This is a genomic window from Vibrio sp. SCSIO 43133 (assembly GCF_023716845.1).
Classification (GTDB): Bacteria; Pseudomonadota; Gammaproteobacteria; order Enterobacterales; family Vibrionaceae; genus Vibrio; species Vibrio mediterranei.
The window spans coordinates 1,932,190-1,946,815 of record NZ_CP068025.1; the positions used below are offsets into that span (position 1 = coordinate 1,932,190).

At 43.5% G+C, this 14,626-nt stretch carries 18 protein-coding genes; 5 read left to right on the forward strand and 13 right to left on the reverse strand.

The annotated features are described in order from the left end of the window. Window positions 1-5: 5 nt before the first annotated feature. Genes JKJ11_RS25540 through JKJ11_RS25555 form a run of 4 tightly spaced genes read right to left on the reverse strand, consistent with a single transcriptional unit; the run spans window position 6 to window position 2,675 of the window. Window positions 6-464: a Fur family transcriptional regulator gene (locus JKJ11_RS25540; protein ID WP_031493159.1), complete on the reverse strand. Its 459-nt coding sequence runs from the start codon at window positions 462-464 to the stop codon at window positions 6-8. 5 nt (window positions 465-469) lie between these two features. Continuing rightward, window positions 470-1,138, reverse strand: a complete 669-nt coding sequence (locus tag JKJ11_RS25545; protein ID WP_252039551.1) for a DUF1826 domain-containing protein — start codon at window positions 1,136-1,138, stop codon at window positions 470-472. A gap of 6 nt (window positions 1,139-1,144) precedes the next feature. Then, window positions 1,145-1,954, reverse strand: coding sequence for a metal ABC transporter permease (locus JKJ11_RS25550; protein ID WP_107305992.1), 810 nt, complete (start codon window positions 1,952-1,954; stop codon window positions 1,145-1,147). Continuing rightward, complete coding sequence (locus tag JKJ11_RS25555; RefSeq protein WP_006069237.1) at window positions 1,944-2,675, reverse strand: ATP-binding cassette domain-containing protein; 732 nt, start codon at window positions 2,673-2,675, stop codon at window positions 1,944-1,946. The genes JKJ11_RS25550 and JKJ11_RS25555 overlap by 11 nt, the downstream gene beginning before the upstream one ends. Window positions 2,676-2,823: 148 nt before the next feature. On the opposite strand from JKJ11_RS25555, the gene JKJ11_RS25560 reads away from it, so the two are divergent. After that, complete coding sequence (locus JKJ11_RS25560; RefSeq protein WP_252039552.1) at window positions 2,824-3,813, forward strand: zinc ABC transporter substrate-binding protein; 990 nt, start codon at window positions 2,824-2,826, stop codon at window positions 3,811-3,813. A gap of 65 nt (window positions 3,814-3,878) precedes the next feature. On the opposite strand, the gene JKJ11_RS25565 is transcribed toward JKJ11_RS25560, so the two are convergent. Both JKJ11_RS25565 and JKJ11_RS25570 read right to left on the reverse strand, forming a co-directional pair. Next, window positions 3,879-4,391 carry a GNAT family N-acetyltransferase gene (locus tag JKJ11_RS25565; RefSeq protein WP_252039553.1) on the reverse strand — a complete coding sequence of 171 codons (513 nt, stop codon included), beginning with the start codon at window positions 4,389-4,391 and terminating at the stop codon, window positions 3,879-3,881. Window positions 4,392-4,652: 261 nt separating this feature from the next. Continuing rightward, window positions 4,653-5,687 carry a DUF1214 domain-containing protein gene (locus JKJ11_RS25570; protein ID WP_252039554.1) on the reverse strand — a complete coding sequence of 345 codons (1,035 nt, stop codon included), beginning with the start codon at window positions 5,685-5,687 and terminating at the stop codon, window positions 4,653-4,655. Window positions 5,688-5,852: 165 nt separating this feature from the next. Between JKJ11_RS25570 and JKJ11_RS25575 the strand changes: the two genes are divergently transcribed. After that, window positions 5,853-6,782, forward strand: coding sequence for a LysR family transcriptional regulator (locus JKJ11_RS25575; protein WP_124941784.1), 930 nt, complete (start codon window positions 5,853-5,855; stop codon window positions 6,780-6,782). A gap of 148 nt (window positions 6,783-6,930) precedes the next feature. Here JKJ11_RS25575 and JKJ11_RS25580 read toward each other — a convergent pair whose 3' ends face one another. The 5 genes from JKJ11_RS25580 to JKJ11_RS25600 form a co-directional block, all read right to left on the reverse strand. Further along, entirely contained in the window at window positions 6,931-7,380 is a 450-nt protein-coding gene (locus JKJ11_RS25580; RefSeq protein WP_252039555.1) for a PTS sugar transporter subunit IIA, read from the reverse strand. After that, on the reverse strand, window positions 7,377-8,633 hold the full coding sequence (ulaA, locus tag JKJ11_RS25585; RefSeq protein ID WP_252039556.1) for a PTS ascorbate transporter subunit IIC: 1,257 nt from the start codon (window positions 8,631-8,633) through the stop codon (window positions 7,377-7,379). The genes JKJ11_RS25580 and ulaA overlap by 4 nt, the downstream gene beginning before the upstream one ends. Window positions 8,634-8,645: 12 nt before the next feature. Then, window positions 8,646-8,915, reverse strand: coding sequence for a PTS sugar transporter subunit IIB (locus JKJ11_RS25590; protein WP_006069230.1), 270 nt, complete (start codon window positions 8,913-8,915; stop codon window positions 8,646-8,648). A gap of 296 nt (window positions 8,916-9,211) precedes the next feature. Continuing rightward, window positions 9,212-9,697, reverse strand: coding sequence for a hypothetical protein (locus tag JKJ11_RS25595; RefSeq protein WP_038221557.1), 486 nt, complete (start codon window positions 9,695-9,697; stop codon window positions 9,212-9,214). Window positions 9,698-9,854: 157 nt separating this feature from the next. Continuing rightward, entirely contained in the window at window positions 9,855-10,067 is a 213-nt protein-coding gene (locus JKJ11_RS25600; RefSeq protein WP_006069228.1) for a hypothetical protein, read from the reverse strand. A 241-nt stretch (window positions 10,068-10,308) separates the two neighbouring features. Between JKJ11_RS25600 and JKJ11_RS25605 the strand changes: the two genes are divergently transcribed. The 3 genes from JKJ11_RS25605 (at window position 10,309) to JKJ11_RS25615 (ending at window position 12,398) form a co-directional block, all read left to right on the forward strand. Further along, window positions 10,309-11,139 carry a hypothetical protein gene (locus JKJ11_RS25605; protein WP_252039557.1) on the forward strand — a complete coding sequence of 277 codons (831 nt, stop codon included), beginning with the start codon at window positions 10,309-10,311 and terminating at the stop codon, window positions 11,137-11,139. 171 nt (window positions 11,140-11,310) lie between these two features. After that, entirely contained in the window at window positions 11,311-11,940 is a 630-nt protein-coding gene (locus JKJ11_RS25610; RefSeq protein ID WP_252039558.1) for a 3TM-type holin, read from the forward strand. Beyond that, the gene (locus JKJ11_RS25615; protein ID WP_006069225.1) at window positions 11,934-12,398 is read left to right on the forward strand and encodes an N-acetylmuramoyl-L-alanine amidase; all 465 of its coding nucleotides are present in this window, start codon (window positions 11,934-11,936) and stop codon (window positions 12,396-12,398) included. The genes JKJ11_RS25610 and JKJ11_RS25615 overlap by 7 nt, the downstream gene beginning before the upstream one ends. Before the next feature lie 22 nt (window positions 12,399-12,420). Here the strand turns inward: JKJ11_RS25615 and JKJ11_RS25620 are convergent, their stop codons facing one another. After that, window positions 12,421-13,407, reverse strand: a complete 987-nt coding sequence (locus JKJ11_RS25620) for a helix-turn-helix domain-containing protein (protein ID WP_240206358.1) — start codon at window positions 13,405-13,407, stop codon at window positions 12,421-12,423. A gap of 109 nt (window positions 13,408-13,516) precedes the next feature. Further along, window positions 13,517-14,539 carry a DUF1254 domain-containing protein gene (locus JKJ11_RS25625; RefSeq protein WP_252039559.1) on the reverse strand — a complete coding sequence of 341 codons (1,023 nt, stop codon included), beginning with the start codon at window positions 14,537-14,539 and terminating at the stop codon, window positions 13,517-13,519. Window positions 14,540-14,626: the final 87 nt, after the last annotated feature.

Here is a 14,626-nt window from a genome sequence, read left to right on the forward strand (position 1 = left end):
GGTGATTAGTCGTTTCTCGCACATTCGTCGCACACGCCGCTGATCTCAAATTGTGGACTTAGCACGGTAAAGCCTTCCTTTTTGGCGTGTGACTGGAGGCCGGATACCACATTAGGATCAATGATTTGTTCACTGATCTTGTTGCATTGAGAACAGATAAGGAACTGAGGAACGCCGTGCTCATGTTCGCAAAGAATGTGAGAGCAAAAGATGTATTTGTTAGAAACATTGAGCTTATGAGCAAAGTGCTCGCTCTCAAGAAACTCCAAAATACGATAGACCGACATGGCTTGAATATTCTGGTCAAAATGTGTCTTACAATAATCAACTAAGTCATAGGCGGATAACGCTTTATCAGCATGAACTAGTGCTTTTAGGACCAATTTACGTTTAGATGTCAGTTGTTTACCGCGAATCTTACAGCGCTTTTCGGCATGCTCAATAATGTCGTTAATGTCACCCATAATCGCTATACCATATCTAATGTGAGTAACAGCCTTCGTTCATTTGGCAGAACCTCAGGTGAGCGATGAACCAGCCCCAACGCTTCGTTACCTTCCCATCCACTGCCTTTTAACAACGCAACGTCACCAGAAGACAGTTGATTGATACTAGCTTCATTAGGATAAATACCAGACAGATGATCGGGCTTACCATGACTTCCTGCACCGAGTTTACGGCGGTCAACGTCGTTATTACTTAGCCATTGGGTCGCACTGCCAAGATAAGTCGTCACAAGTCGACAGGGGACATGATCGACATGAAATTTAGGACACATGGGTTTATCTAAACGAGTCAGACGTAAGCCCGCCTCCTTTAAATCGAATAGACAACAGAACATATCAACGATAAGCGCAATGTCTTCGCCTAAAGCCTCTGCGCAATCATGACCAGCCAGCTTCTCCTTTACCCAATGTGCTGTGTTGCTGGGTGTGACAGTTTGCACTAGCGCTAAAGATGTCTGCTCTTGAAGCAGCAACTTTATACTTTGTGTCATTTCTGTCGAGAGTGAGCGATGCCAAACCGCGATGTTGTGTTCTGGCTGATAAATTCCCGTCAGAGCGCTGGGTTGCAGGCTCAGTGGCAGTGGAGGGGATATTCCCAGATCTGTGGCTGTATTGGTTAAGTAGTTATGCATAAGTGCTTAGCCTCCATTCTCTTGACGTTTGACGGTAGCTTTCCAAACCAAGCTTGAAACAAGAAATAGCCCAGCGGCGACACAAACGATCGTTGGGCCGGTAGGCGTATCCATTAGATAAGAAGTGCGCAGACCTACAATGCTGGAACTGCTTCCAATAACCGCCGCCAATACGACCATGATTTCGGGGGTGCGGCTAAATGGGCGGGCGGTGGCAGCAGGAATGATCAGCATGGCAACAATCAGCAAGACACCCACCACTTTAATGGCGACTGCAACGACGACAGCGAGTGCGATTGTGAGAATCAGTTGCTCCCTTTTGGGAGAATAGCCACTTGCTAACGCGAGATCTTTGTTTAAGGTGGAGAGCAGTAATCCAGACCAACGAAAGCCAATCAGTCCAACAACCAGTAACGTACCCAGCCAAATCACCAATAAATCGGTTTTGCTTACTGCCAGAATATCGCCGAATAAATAGGCCATCAGATCAAGGCGAATCCCGGATAAAAATGAGACAGCAACCAGACCGATTGCCAATGCCGAATGAGCCATGACGCCGAGTAAGGTATCCATGGCGTAACCTCTGCCGCTGAAGGTGGAGACGGTTATGGCCATCAGAAGCGCAATAATCAGCACGCCTGGAAAAATAGGCAGCGAAAATGCTAGTGACAACGCAACGCCCAGCATAGAGGCATGAGCGGTAGCATCACCAAAATAGGCCATGCGACGCCAGACAATAAAACAGCCCAATGGCGCGGCGGCTAATGTAACGCCAATTCCTGCTAAGGCCGCTCGCCAGAGAAAATCATCCAACATTGAGTCTTCCTTCTTGGAGAGCGATTGGGGAAGAGTGGTGTCGATAGACACCTAACACGTCTTCATCATCCAAACCGAATAGTGCTTTGTACTCTGGTGATGCACTGACCTTCTCTGGAACACCTTCACAGCACACATGCCCGTTTAAACAGATCACTCGATCTGTTCTTCGCATAACAACGTGAAGATCGTGACTAACCATGATGACAGCACATCCTGTTTGTTTGCGGATCGCGTCGATTTGTTGGTAGAAATCGACAGTACCTCGCTGGTCAAGTCCTTGAGTGGCCTCGTCGAGTAACAGTAGGGACGGTTGCTCCAGAAGTGCTCGAGCCAGTAGGACGCGTTGTAGTTGCCCGCCTGATAGCGACCGAAGTTGCTGTGTTTCTAAGTTAGCAACACCAGCTTGCTCCAAGGCTTGTTTTATCCTTGATTTGGAATGACGCAGAGGAAGCGTTAGAAAGCGATATACCGTCATAGGTAGGGTTTCATCAATATGTAAACGCTGGGGCACGTAGCCGATCTTCAAACTCTCACTGCGCTCGATGTGACCGCTAATTGGGGAGATTGCGCCTATTAAGGTCTTCAATAGTGTGGATTTACCTGACCCATTGGGGCCGACAATCGTGACTATTTCCCCCTGACTCACCGAGATATTTATGTTGTCCAATATTAAATGGCTGCCAAATTTAACTGACAACCCGTGGGATGAAATCAACATTCACCTTCTCTCAACTTACTAAGTAACGACGATTTGCAAACCTGTGCATAAAGAAAAGATGCTTGCAAGACGTCTGGAATAAAAGTTATGTTATAACATAACAATTGTAGTTGCCAATCTTATATCTTAAAAAAACAGGGAGAAGAAAATGTTTAAAAAAGCCTTATCAGGCATGGTGGTTGGTTTGGTCGTAGCTTCAAACGCTTACGCTAAGGTACCTAATGTGGCAGTGGATATTGCTCCATTGCATTCGTTAGTGTCTCAGGTGATGGATGGCGTTGGTGAGCCTGACTTATTGATTCGTCCCGAGTCATCACCACATGAATACCATTTGCGTCCATCAGAGGCTAAAGCTCTCTCAGAAGCGAACGTTGTATTTTGGGTTGGCGAGGGGTTGACCCCTTGGCTCGAAAAACCACTATCCAGCTTAGCGGGATCAGCAAAGAAAGTTGAGATGATGGAAGTGAGTGGTACAACCTTGTATGACTTCCGTGAGGGGGCCACATTTGAGGCGCATGAACACCATGGAGATGAGGCTCATCATGATGAACATGAACACGAACATCACGACGCTGACCACCATGATAAACACCAAGAAGAGCACCATGCTCACCACCACGAAGGCCATGACCCACATGTATGGTTAGATCCTCAAAATGCCGAGGTTTGGGTTAAAGCCATCGCTAAAACACTCTCTGAAGCTGATAGTGAGCATGCATCGATTTATCAGCAGAACGCAAAAGCGACGATTTCTCGCTTACAACAACTGACTTCTGAGATAAAACAGCAAACCCAGAATCTGGGTGGTATTAAATTCATTGTTTTCCACGATGCCTATCAATATTTCGAACAACGTTTTGGAGTGTTAGCGTCAGGAGCAATATCAGTATCGGACGCATCGAAGCCAAGCCCTGCGCGTATTACTCAAATTCGCAACACGGTAAAAGAGCTCGGAGTGACTTGTGTGTTTACGGAACCTCAGTTTAATCCGCAACTGGTAAATTCAGTGTTTGAAAACTCTACTGTTACTACCATCGGTGTGATGGATCCTATCGGTGCTGATATCGCAGTAGGTAAAGACCAATATAGTCAGCTGTTGCTGGCGATGCTAGGTAGCCTTCAACAGTGCCAACAGTAAACTCACAATAGTGAATAACCTCTCTGCATTGTGATATGCAGAGAGGTTTATCTGTTTGTTATGCCTTATGCCGTTTCAAAGAACGCCTTGTGATAGGTTACTTCACCTTTAGGGATAGTATTCTCAAATCCTTTCACCAAGAAATATTCTGCTGGGACATCTGCAAACGTTAGGTTTGGATGAGATTCGAAACCAAAGCGTCCGTAATAACTTGGGTCTCCAAGTAACATAATGCCTTGATAACCGAGTTGTTTGATTTGAGCTTCCCCTTCTCGAATCAGCGCTCCGCCTATGCCTTTGCCTTGATGCTCTGGAATGACAGATACAGGACCCAATCCAACCCAAGTTGAAGCTTCACCATCTATTAGGATTGGTGAAAACGCAATATGACCGATAACCTCGTTATTGGCTTCGCACACAAGAGAAACAGTAAGTGCGTTGTCACGACGAAGTCCGTCGACAATGAGATGTTCTGTTGGTTTCGCACCTGGTTCGTGATGTGGGTGGTTCTCAAATGCTTGATATGTTATTGAGTGGATCTGTTTAGTATCTTCGTGAGTTTCTGTTCTGATTTTCATGCAATTACCTGCTATTTGGCCACGCTTGTTTAAGCATCAAGCCGCTGTTCTTAGCTTATGTGATGTCGTCACTATAAAGTGTGAAGTTATAGACAGGTCAACGACAATTTCTAAAATTCTTATTCGATTGGGAAAGGGGGGAATAACGACGAGTTCTACGAAGGCTCTATTTGTAGATAGATACCTTTTAGAGAGATACCTCGCTAAGGCAAAGTGCATCTGACTTAGCGAGGTTGCATGACGAATGTTATCTAGCTTGACTTAAATTGCTTTCAGGTCGGGCAGAGTATACGCCCCAATATGCTCCATACTTGGTAAGTAGATTCGCATGTTGATGGAAATATTGTCCGTCGGAATATGAAGTAGGTTATCTACCTCGCCACATGATCTGGTCTCGGTGTTGCCGTAATACACCGTAAATGATCCATCTTGATTAAACGCCATGTCCTCATTTGAAAGAATGGAATAGTCATCTGTTGCGATATATTGTTTATCGTCGTAGATGGTGATTGAGAAAAATCCGAGCTCCTCATCTTCCATTTTTGGTTTTGGGTAATTAGCAACGTAGCAGGCGTCTTTATCCAAGTTATATTCGGCCACCTTATAACTTGCGTGCGCATCAGGCAGTAGACCTGTTGAGATGGCAACACCGCGATTTCGTGCATCCTGATCTATCGTGATACCTGCCTGGAGATCTGCCATAGCATTGGCTATACCCTGTGACTGAGCGATGGATACCCATTTATGATGTATAGGTTTAAATGTGTCCATATCCCAAGCGGTGACTTTATATGGTGTTGGTTCAAAAGCTCTGTCTACATACTCAAAGTGCAGTTGATCTTGGAAATCATTTACTTTTTCGATATCTGATGCTTGGGAGGCATTCACTTGGGTACGTGCATAAAACGCAATGTAGTCACTGGTGTCTGTGGCTTTAATAATGTGCTCACCTGACCCGTAGAAGACATAGGCGGTGTCATGATTGTGATTCATGACGTGCAGAGAGACATAACGTCCATCAAATTCTGGAATCGTAACCTTTATGTCAGAGCGGGCATCTGCAATAACGAATGAATATAGCGTGTCTCGATTCATCATCGGTGCAGGTTGCTCATCTAGTGCAATGGGTGCTCTATGATGATGCCAATCTTGAAGAGCACCGTTACCCGCTTCAACATTCATTGCCATATCAAACATGGCAGTTGAGTAATTCTCTTCCGTGACGGTTACTAATTCCGAAGCGAAAACGGTTGATGAGGTCAGTGATAATAAGGTTGCTAAAAGAGTCTTTTTCATGCTTGGCCTGTGTTGGTCTGCGCGTTGCTCCAAGTGGGTTGGAGTGTGGTTTTAAAAGTGTCCTTCGATCTTGTTAATTCATCCTGATGACAAATAATTTACCAAGGTGACATGATTAGATATATTTAATATTAATTAGCATCATCTTTAGATTTATTTAACACTATGAGTAATATTCTGACGAACTTAGATTTAAACCTCTTAAAGGCGTTTGTGATTACCTATAAAGAGCGCAACTTAAAACGTGCTGCAGAGCGGCTGTTTATCACGGCTCCAGCGGTAAGTGTCAAACTCAATAAGTTGAAACAAGAGCTTGGAGGAGAGTTGTTTATTAAAGTACCTACCGGCTTTGAACCTACGGCTTTGGCGGATCATCTCTACGAAAGAGTCGAGCCGTTGTTGAATCAACTTTATTCCGATATTGGCAGTTTAAAAGGGTTTGAACCAGCCAAGCTGAGTGGAAGAGTGAATATAGATTTAGGGCAACACTTTATCAGTTGGTTTGCACCCAAGCTTTTTTCTTTGGTTAAATCCAGCGCCCATCAAGCGAGCATGACTTTCAATGGTTTTTCAGAAAATACTATAAGTAACCTCAGGCATGGGGATGTAGATATAGGTATTGAGTATGCGAGGGTTGATATTCCAAAAGACATTATGGAACTCCCACTCAAGATCAAACCTTTGGTAATGGCTGTTAGAAAAGATCACCCTATCACGAGCAAGACGGCGAGAGTTGAGGAGTTGGCGGGTTACGGCTGTGCAATGATAGAACTGAATTTAGATGAAGGTGGTAAGCGCTGGCATTTTATCCACGAAGCGGAGCGCCAGTGTGGAGTGAAATTGGAGCCTGAGTTTACCTCGAGTTCACTTGAAGCTGTCGTAGAAACGCTCTGTCACTCCAATATGTTCTGTCCGGCATCCAAACACATTGTAGAGCAGTATTCAGACAAGCTAAAAAGTATAGAATTTGTTGAAATGCTAGATTTGGTTAATTATCCCGTTAGCCTCTATCTTCATAGAAGGAATAGACATTCTCCGAAACATCAATGGCTAATAGACCAAATACAATTGGGATTCTCTACGTTTAATGTGTGAAAAACGCACATTATCTTCCCAGTAGGCGCTCATATTGCTGACAATCTTCAGTCTAGAACTGAATGTACAAAAAAAGACCTATATGAATAGGTCTTTTCAATCTAGCTACTTTAAATTTAATAGCATGCTTAACGCAACTTTTAAACCCTTAGTACTTTTTAAGAATTTCCACGATAGCGGCTTCATTATCCGCGGCGATGATGGCGTCCACGTCTTCATCGTTTTGGAACAGTTCTGCCAATGCCATGATAGTTTGGATATGGCTATCAGAGTCCAACGCTGCCAATGTGACCGAGAAGTAGACGTCGCCGTTATCTTCTGATTCTAAGTCAACACCATTCTTAAATACCGTGATTTGAAGCGCTTGCTCATTCACGCCGTCTTCTGGACGAGCATGTGGCATGGCGATTCTTGGAGCTAGTACATAGTAAGCACCAATTTCTTTGTGCTTAACCTTAATTGCTTCCAAATAACTTGGCTCGACCTTACCTTGTTCAATCAGCTTTGAACATGTGATATCTAACGCCGCGTCTACGCTTAAGCTCGTTTCGTGAGAGATAACGATGCCGTTATCTCCAATTAGATTCATGATGCTCATGATACAATCCAACCTAGAATCAGACCAACTACACCGAAGTCGAAGTCAGCGAACGTCGTTGCTTCAAGACCTAAGCCACCTAGTACTGGCAGTAGTAACATTGGTAGGAACGAGATACATAGACCTTGAGTGAATGCACCTAGTACTGCACCGCGAAGACCACCTGTTGCGTTACCATAAACACCTGCCGCACCACCTACGAAGAAGTGAGGAACAACACCTGCTACGATAATGGTCCAGTCAAACATGCCTTGGATACCCATTGCTACAAGACCTGCTGAGAATGAAGATAGGAAACCAATCAGTACAGCGTTAGGAGCAACTGGGAATACCATAGGACAGTCTAGTGCTGGTTTTGCACCTGGTACAAGTTTGTCCGAGATACCCTTAAATGCCGGTACAATTTCAGCAATCAGCATCTTCACGCCTTGTAGTACGATGTACACGCCACCAGCGAAAGTCAGAGATTGCATGAAGGTGAATACTACCCAGTTTTGACCACCTGAAACACCTTCTACAAACTCACCGCCTGCAAAGATAGATGCAATCATAAAGAACACAGCCATAGTTGTAGCAACAGCGACAGGCGTATCACGCAAGAACATAAGGCTCTTTGGAACATTAATGTGCTCAGTTGATTTTTCTGGGTTACCAAATTTGCTACCGATGAAGCCAGCAACGATGTAAGACAGTGTTGAGAAGTGACCCATTGCTAATTGATCGGTACCCATAACTTTCTCAGTATATTTCTGAGCTAGAGCCGGCATAATGACCATTAGAGAACCAACAATTATTGCACCCATCGCAACTAGAGTCGCACCTTTAATACCTGCTGTTGACAGAATAACTGCAACTAGCATAGACATAAACATAGTGTGGTGACCAGTTAGGAAAATATATTTTAGCGGTGTGAAACGAGCCAAAAGAATATTGACGATAAATGCGAAGAACATAATTAGTGCCATTTCATAACCGAATGCTTCTTGTGCTAGAGCAACAATTGCTTCGTTATTTGGAATAACACCACTTACACCAAATGCTTCTGTAAATACAGTGGAGAAGTTATTTAGTGCGCCAACTAAAGCGCCAGCACCAAAACCTAAAATTAGGAAACCCATTACGGTTTTAATAGTGCCTTTTAGAATAGTTGAAACATCAGCTTTCTGTGCAATAAGGCCAATGAAAGCTATTAAACCAACCATGATTGCGGGCTCTTTTAATAAGCCCAGCATAAACTCGAAGAAGTTAGCCATTATACTTTTTCCTTAGATGAATTTTTTTAATTGCTCTTCAATTGAAGCTTTGTCAAAAATATTCGCTAGGCTAACAATATTCTCTTTACCAGCATCTGCTAATTGCGTTGCAACATCAGTAGCTGCTACCCAAATATCAGCATTGCTTGATGCTGCTGATGATAGATCTTCATGATCAACTTCTGCATCTAGACCAATTTTCCCTGCTACTTCTTTAACTGCCATTTCCATCATTAATGAAGTACCAAGACCGTTTCCGCATACAACCATTATCTTTTTCATATCGTCATTCTCTGTAGAGTTATTGAGAAGGAGGCCGTTCACCTCTCTATTGGATTGAGTGCATCATAACGAAAAACAGGAGGGTTGCCATGGATCCAAATCACAAAATCAAGTTGACCTTATGATCTGGATCACAGTATTGGTGGAGTAATATCGATTAAAACTTGAGCGCTAATACTTAAGGGTTATTTGTGGATTTAATAGGATGGTAGCGATGAAACATCACAAGAGAAATAATGTGATCTGTGTATATGAATAGATTTTCACTTGTTTATAATTGGTAGGGGACGATGTTATTACTTACCATAATCAGTGAGCATTTTCTTAAGGAGCTTATTAACGTCCTTGGTCTTTTTATTTCTTTTTGTAAGAGCACTTAATGAGGTTGGTAGCTGCGGTTTATCGGAATCTTCGACTGTATCTTCGGCTTTATCTCTCAATTTCTGTACCGCAGGTAAAAGCATGCGAACTTCATCACCGAGTTCATTTTCCAATACGACAATGTTATCTGACTCAACTTGAATAATAGTTAACAAACCATGGTTTGGTGATTGAATAGTTTCACCAACCATTGATGATTGAACTGGAACAGAACGGTCGGTAAGTTGACCACTTCGAAGTTTAGCGGCTGTAATTGAACGTATATTACCGGTATTTTCAAACGCAACAATGACGGTATGTGTATTGTAGTATTCCACAACAGTAACATAACCATGCTTTTTAGTTTCAAATCTCGCACCTATTTGCATATCTAATGGTGCGTCCATTTTTTTTATTAACATTTAGTTTCCAGTGTACAAACTTTTTAATTTCACTTAGCTAAGTATACACCCTAGATTTTTCAATATAAATATTTGTATTAGGCAAGTCACCATATTAGTTAAGGTGTTGGGCAACATAAGGACTTAAAGGCAACCATGAAATGCCGCCGTAGATCCTCTAGCGATCTTCTGTTGACTGTTTTTCCTTCAAGGCGTTAGCTGCGTAGCGAACTGCGAACACACACAAAAGCATCATAATAAAAGGAATGGACGCCAAGGAGATTTCTAGCCAAGGGAAGTCGGTGAAGTATTTTGAAAGTAACAAGTGGGAAATGATGTTCAGTAAAGCAATCACTATTGCCACCACGAGTAGTTTCATCTCTTTGTTCATCCGATTTTCCTGCTGAGAATGATAGTTTAGGAGAGGCGCTATGGTTTCAAGCATGAGGGCGTTATTGTGCCACAAGGAGGACAGCGTTTGTCGTGTTCATGATCTCGTATTCTCAAATTGTAGTAACCACATTTAATCATCAGATGAGAGTGGTTAACGTTCCCCAACGTAGGCATTTAGTTCGTTCGATTAGCTATGTTAGACTCGCCACGAAAGGGCGGAGTTTAGAAAGGAAGATAGGTTGAAATCTGGTTTAATATCATTTCTTGCATTTGTGCCAGTGTTAAGTCAGGCAAGTACCTTGTGTCACCAAGAAGAAAATTGGTTAGCGGGATGCGAGCTTCGTAACGATAAGGTTGTTAGTTTCTGTACTGATAAAACAGGGTTTACGACATACCGTTACGGTAAACCTAACAACATTGAGTTGACTATAAAGGAACGCCAGCCAGGGACAATGAAGACACTGTGTGAAGGGTATTCACGAGGAGCTGCTTCGGAGTATCAAGCTCAAAATGGCCGTTATACCTACACTTATACTGATGGGCTTTATGGAAGCAACGACGCAACCTATCTCTTAATGGAGCTCAATCATAGAGGATTTGAAATCGCTGGATTAACTGAAAACACGCTGTCTCATCATACCGTAGACAAATCGCTTACCGTTTCTCACGATTCTAAGGGCGAACTGGCCAACATCAAATGCGATGACGACAGTCATTTTTATGGAGAGCCCGTTGGACGAAGTGAATACATTCATATCCTCCGAAATGTAACGGATGAATATCGCTTACCATTGGCGGACTTGCCTCCTCAATGTCAGTCTGATGCCGCATCTTGTGTAAAACTGTATGAGGACTTCAATCGAGATTTCATTTTTGTTCAGTTCCAATCTATCGATCAAAGTAGTTTTGTGAATGACAAAGCGTATTTAATCAAAATGGCAACGGGAGATATTAGTCAGGTCACAATGCAAACTCTGTCATCGTCAGATGAGACTCTGATGAAACCGCTGCTTTATCTTACTGTCGATGCAAAACAGTTGGTGGTTAGCCTAGAAAGCGAAGTACGTTAGTAACTCTTCAGCGCTACTCAACTAATTGTCCCTAGTCCTAGGTAACATTTCATCCTCACACGTGAATACGGTCGAAAAATCTCATACTTCACGCGACGTCAGTGTTCTAGTTGTCATTATAATTTCGCTACCCAACGTTTTGATGTGTAAAGGAATAAGGAGAACTTGAACATGTGGAGTCAGATCTGGGGATTTGTGACTGGTAATGCAGCTTCGATAGTTGAGCAGGTAGAATCTGCCGTAGATGATTACTTCTATACGGATGAAGAAAAGAGCAGAGACAGCGTCTCAGCACAGAAAAATCGCACAAAGTTTAAAGCACAAATGGCGGCGATTACTTCACAGTTAGCACAAAATGAACAGCGCTTTAAAGTTCAACTAGAACAGCTAATCGCAGAGCGCGAAAAACAAATCCACGATACCTACCAACGAGAAATCAGTGCCTCGAAAGATGTCATTGTCGCCGAGCTTCACCAATCCGATCTTTACACTAAGCGAGCAAGGCCAACAGTGATTTATGCGGGGCTTTTGTTTGTGTTTCTAGAACTGCTTGGGTTGAGAGTAGCGTTACTTTCGCACCTTGAAGCGAGCTCGGTCGTTATTGAAAGCTCTACGGCAATATTATCGGCATTTCTGTATATGTGGGGAACAGTAGCAGGTGCCTACGCATTAGGGAGAAGTGCCGAAAAACGCGGCATCTCTAATTCGGTTACGCGATTGGTAACCGGTGCGTCAAAAGCACAAAGTGACAACTCCGCTAAAACCCTTGAACAGAGAGTGAAGGAGCAAATTACGTGGTAACCATAGTGTTGCATTGTTCTGATTCTCATTTTGGTAATGCTGCGCTCATTGCGAAATGGCATCTGGCGAGAGGCTGGCAAGGGATTGGATATCATTACGTGATTTTGAATGGCTGGCTGAGCGCCAGATCTTATCATCCTTGCTATAACGGTCACATTGAAACTGGACGAGCGTTGAATAGCGATTCCTTGGTCTCTCCTTTTGAAGTAGGTGCTCATGTGAAAGGGCACAACGCTCAATCTGTTGGGATATGCTTGATTGGTCGCTCTGGTGTGTTTACCGATGAACAGTTGAACGCAGCGTTGTCGATTGTCTATCAACTGGAGAGACAGTTTGGAGAGATAAGAATTGTTCAACATAGTGAGCTTGATGGAAACAAACCAGAGTGTGCGGGTTTAGATATGGTTCGTTTCCAAGCTAATCTGCGCTGTTACAGACGATTAATTGAGGTGTGTTGAGTGCGGATAAAGTGGTCACCACCTAAAGCGGACGAATAGCGATGCGCGATGGTGAGATGCCCGTCAGTCGCTTAAAAGCGCGCGAAAACTGAGATATACTTGAGAAGCCCATATTAACTGCTACGCGCGATACTGTTTCACCGCGTTGCAGTTGTTCCATAGCTATGTCTAAAATTAGGTTGTCTCTTAGTTGTCGAAAAGTGATACCTTGCTCCTTAAGTCGCCGTTGAAGTGTGCGTTTACTAACATTGATCACTTGAGCGGCTCGCTCTAGGTCAAACTTAATTTCTAATACATACGGACGAAGCGCGCTGTATATATGACTGATGGCGTTGTAATAAATCCCGTTGTTTTCCTCTTCTTCTTTACGAAACCCCACCTCACTTTTCGTCACTGTGATAGTTGACTGCGCCAATGAATGTTCAATGACCACGCCACAAACAGTGCGAGCTTGAACAAACTGAATTGTTGCTGGAAAACACTGGATAATGTCGTCATGACACAATGACTGTAAGTGCACTTGCGTTGGTATCCAATCTGTTTTGGTTAACGCTTGAATGGTTTCTATCATTGCCCAAAGACTAAACACTTCGGACCAGACAAAAGTGGTATCTTCAGTATTTACTGCTTTGTAGCGAGAAAATAGAAAATGATCGCCAAATAGTTTCAACTCAATGTCCGATTGAGGTAACTGAACTTGAAGTGCTTGAATAACCTGTTTCAGTGCGTCTTCGAGAGTGGTTTCTGAACTTACGTTACATAGCAATTGTGGGACAATATGTTCTCGTAATGCAATACGCACTACTTGTGTGCCAGATTCAGGACCCAGTTGATCATACGTAAGTTGAACCAGACGAAAGACGGCTTGCAAAGGAAGAAATGTGGGTTCCGCTTGTTCATATTCGGTCGGTAGACCAGCCGAAGATACGAACTCGTGAACATCAACACCGCTGCGGCGCAATTGAGATAAAATACTCGTGGCATAGTCGCTATAAACAACGGGAATCATAAACTCTCCTTCATGGTGGTTAGAATTCGATTAAGACGCAGCAAATAAAGTCGATGGATAGAATGAGATGCGCTAGGAGCGCATCATCAGTTGAGAAATCGAGTTAAGGTCACGACTTAACTACGGTTTTCTCTGGTGTGATTTTCCCATCCAGTACTTTTTGGTTCACGCCGTAATAGCGAACGGTAAAAGAGAAGTTTTGGCCGTTGGTGTCAATGTTGTTGATTGCCTCTTGCCCACAGTTGAAAGAGACAGTGACGGAGCCATTCGCATTTTTCTGCCAGTTATTTGATGACACATGATTGGCACCATCGATTAGGTAGCGGTTTTTGTCATATGGCGTAACGGATGTAAAGTACTTGGAGTCAGGACTCTCGAATGTTGTTGTCTGGCACTGATTCGCCTTTAACATGACCGAGTTAGTATATAGGTTAGCTACGTTGACCTCAGGCGAAGAGCCTCCCCAGCCGTTGGCATTTTCTAGGTTCCACTGATGAAGATCGGTAATGTCAGACGATGAGCGTGGAAAAGTGTAAGCGAAGACTTTGCCCTGAGTTTCAGCGGTTAACTTTGAAGTCCATGCCTCTACTTCGTCGAAGTCGTAGTTTTTGACTTGATAAGTACCAAATTTCAACTGGTCAGTCGTAATTCTGTCCTGAGCGGCTCTCGCTGCATCTAGGCCTTTCTCAGTACCAGTGCGGTAAATCAGAAAGGCATGGTCTGTTTCTACTTTGGTTGTGTAAGAACCTTCACCCACGACGTAATGTTCCCCATGGCCACCCTCATTGACTACTTGAACGGCCATATAGACATCGCTTTGCGGGATATCGAATGAGACAAAGCCATTCTGCGCTTCAACAATGGCTACAGAGTAAAGCGTGTCATCATTCATTTGCACTGTAGGGGCGGCTTTACCACGTGGTGGTAGGTTTCGCATATGAGTGATGTGTTGGTTAGCTCCGAGCGCTGCCCAATTGCGATAGTTGCGTGCTGTCTCTGCAAACGCGTAGTTTTGCTCGGTTACTTTGATGAATTCGTTGCTGTCATTATTAGTAGTGGTGGTTCCACAGGCGCTGAGCACAAAGCTTAAGCTGATGACAGAAGTGGCGAGTAACGTTTTCTTGAGTATCATAACTATCTCCGAGGGTAGTAATTAACCAAAGTGACGATTAACTCAACCTTGTATTTAATCGCGTTCTTGAATGAGGTTAAGACTATG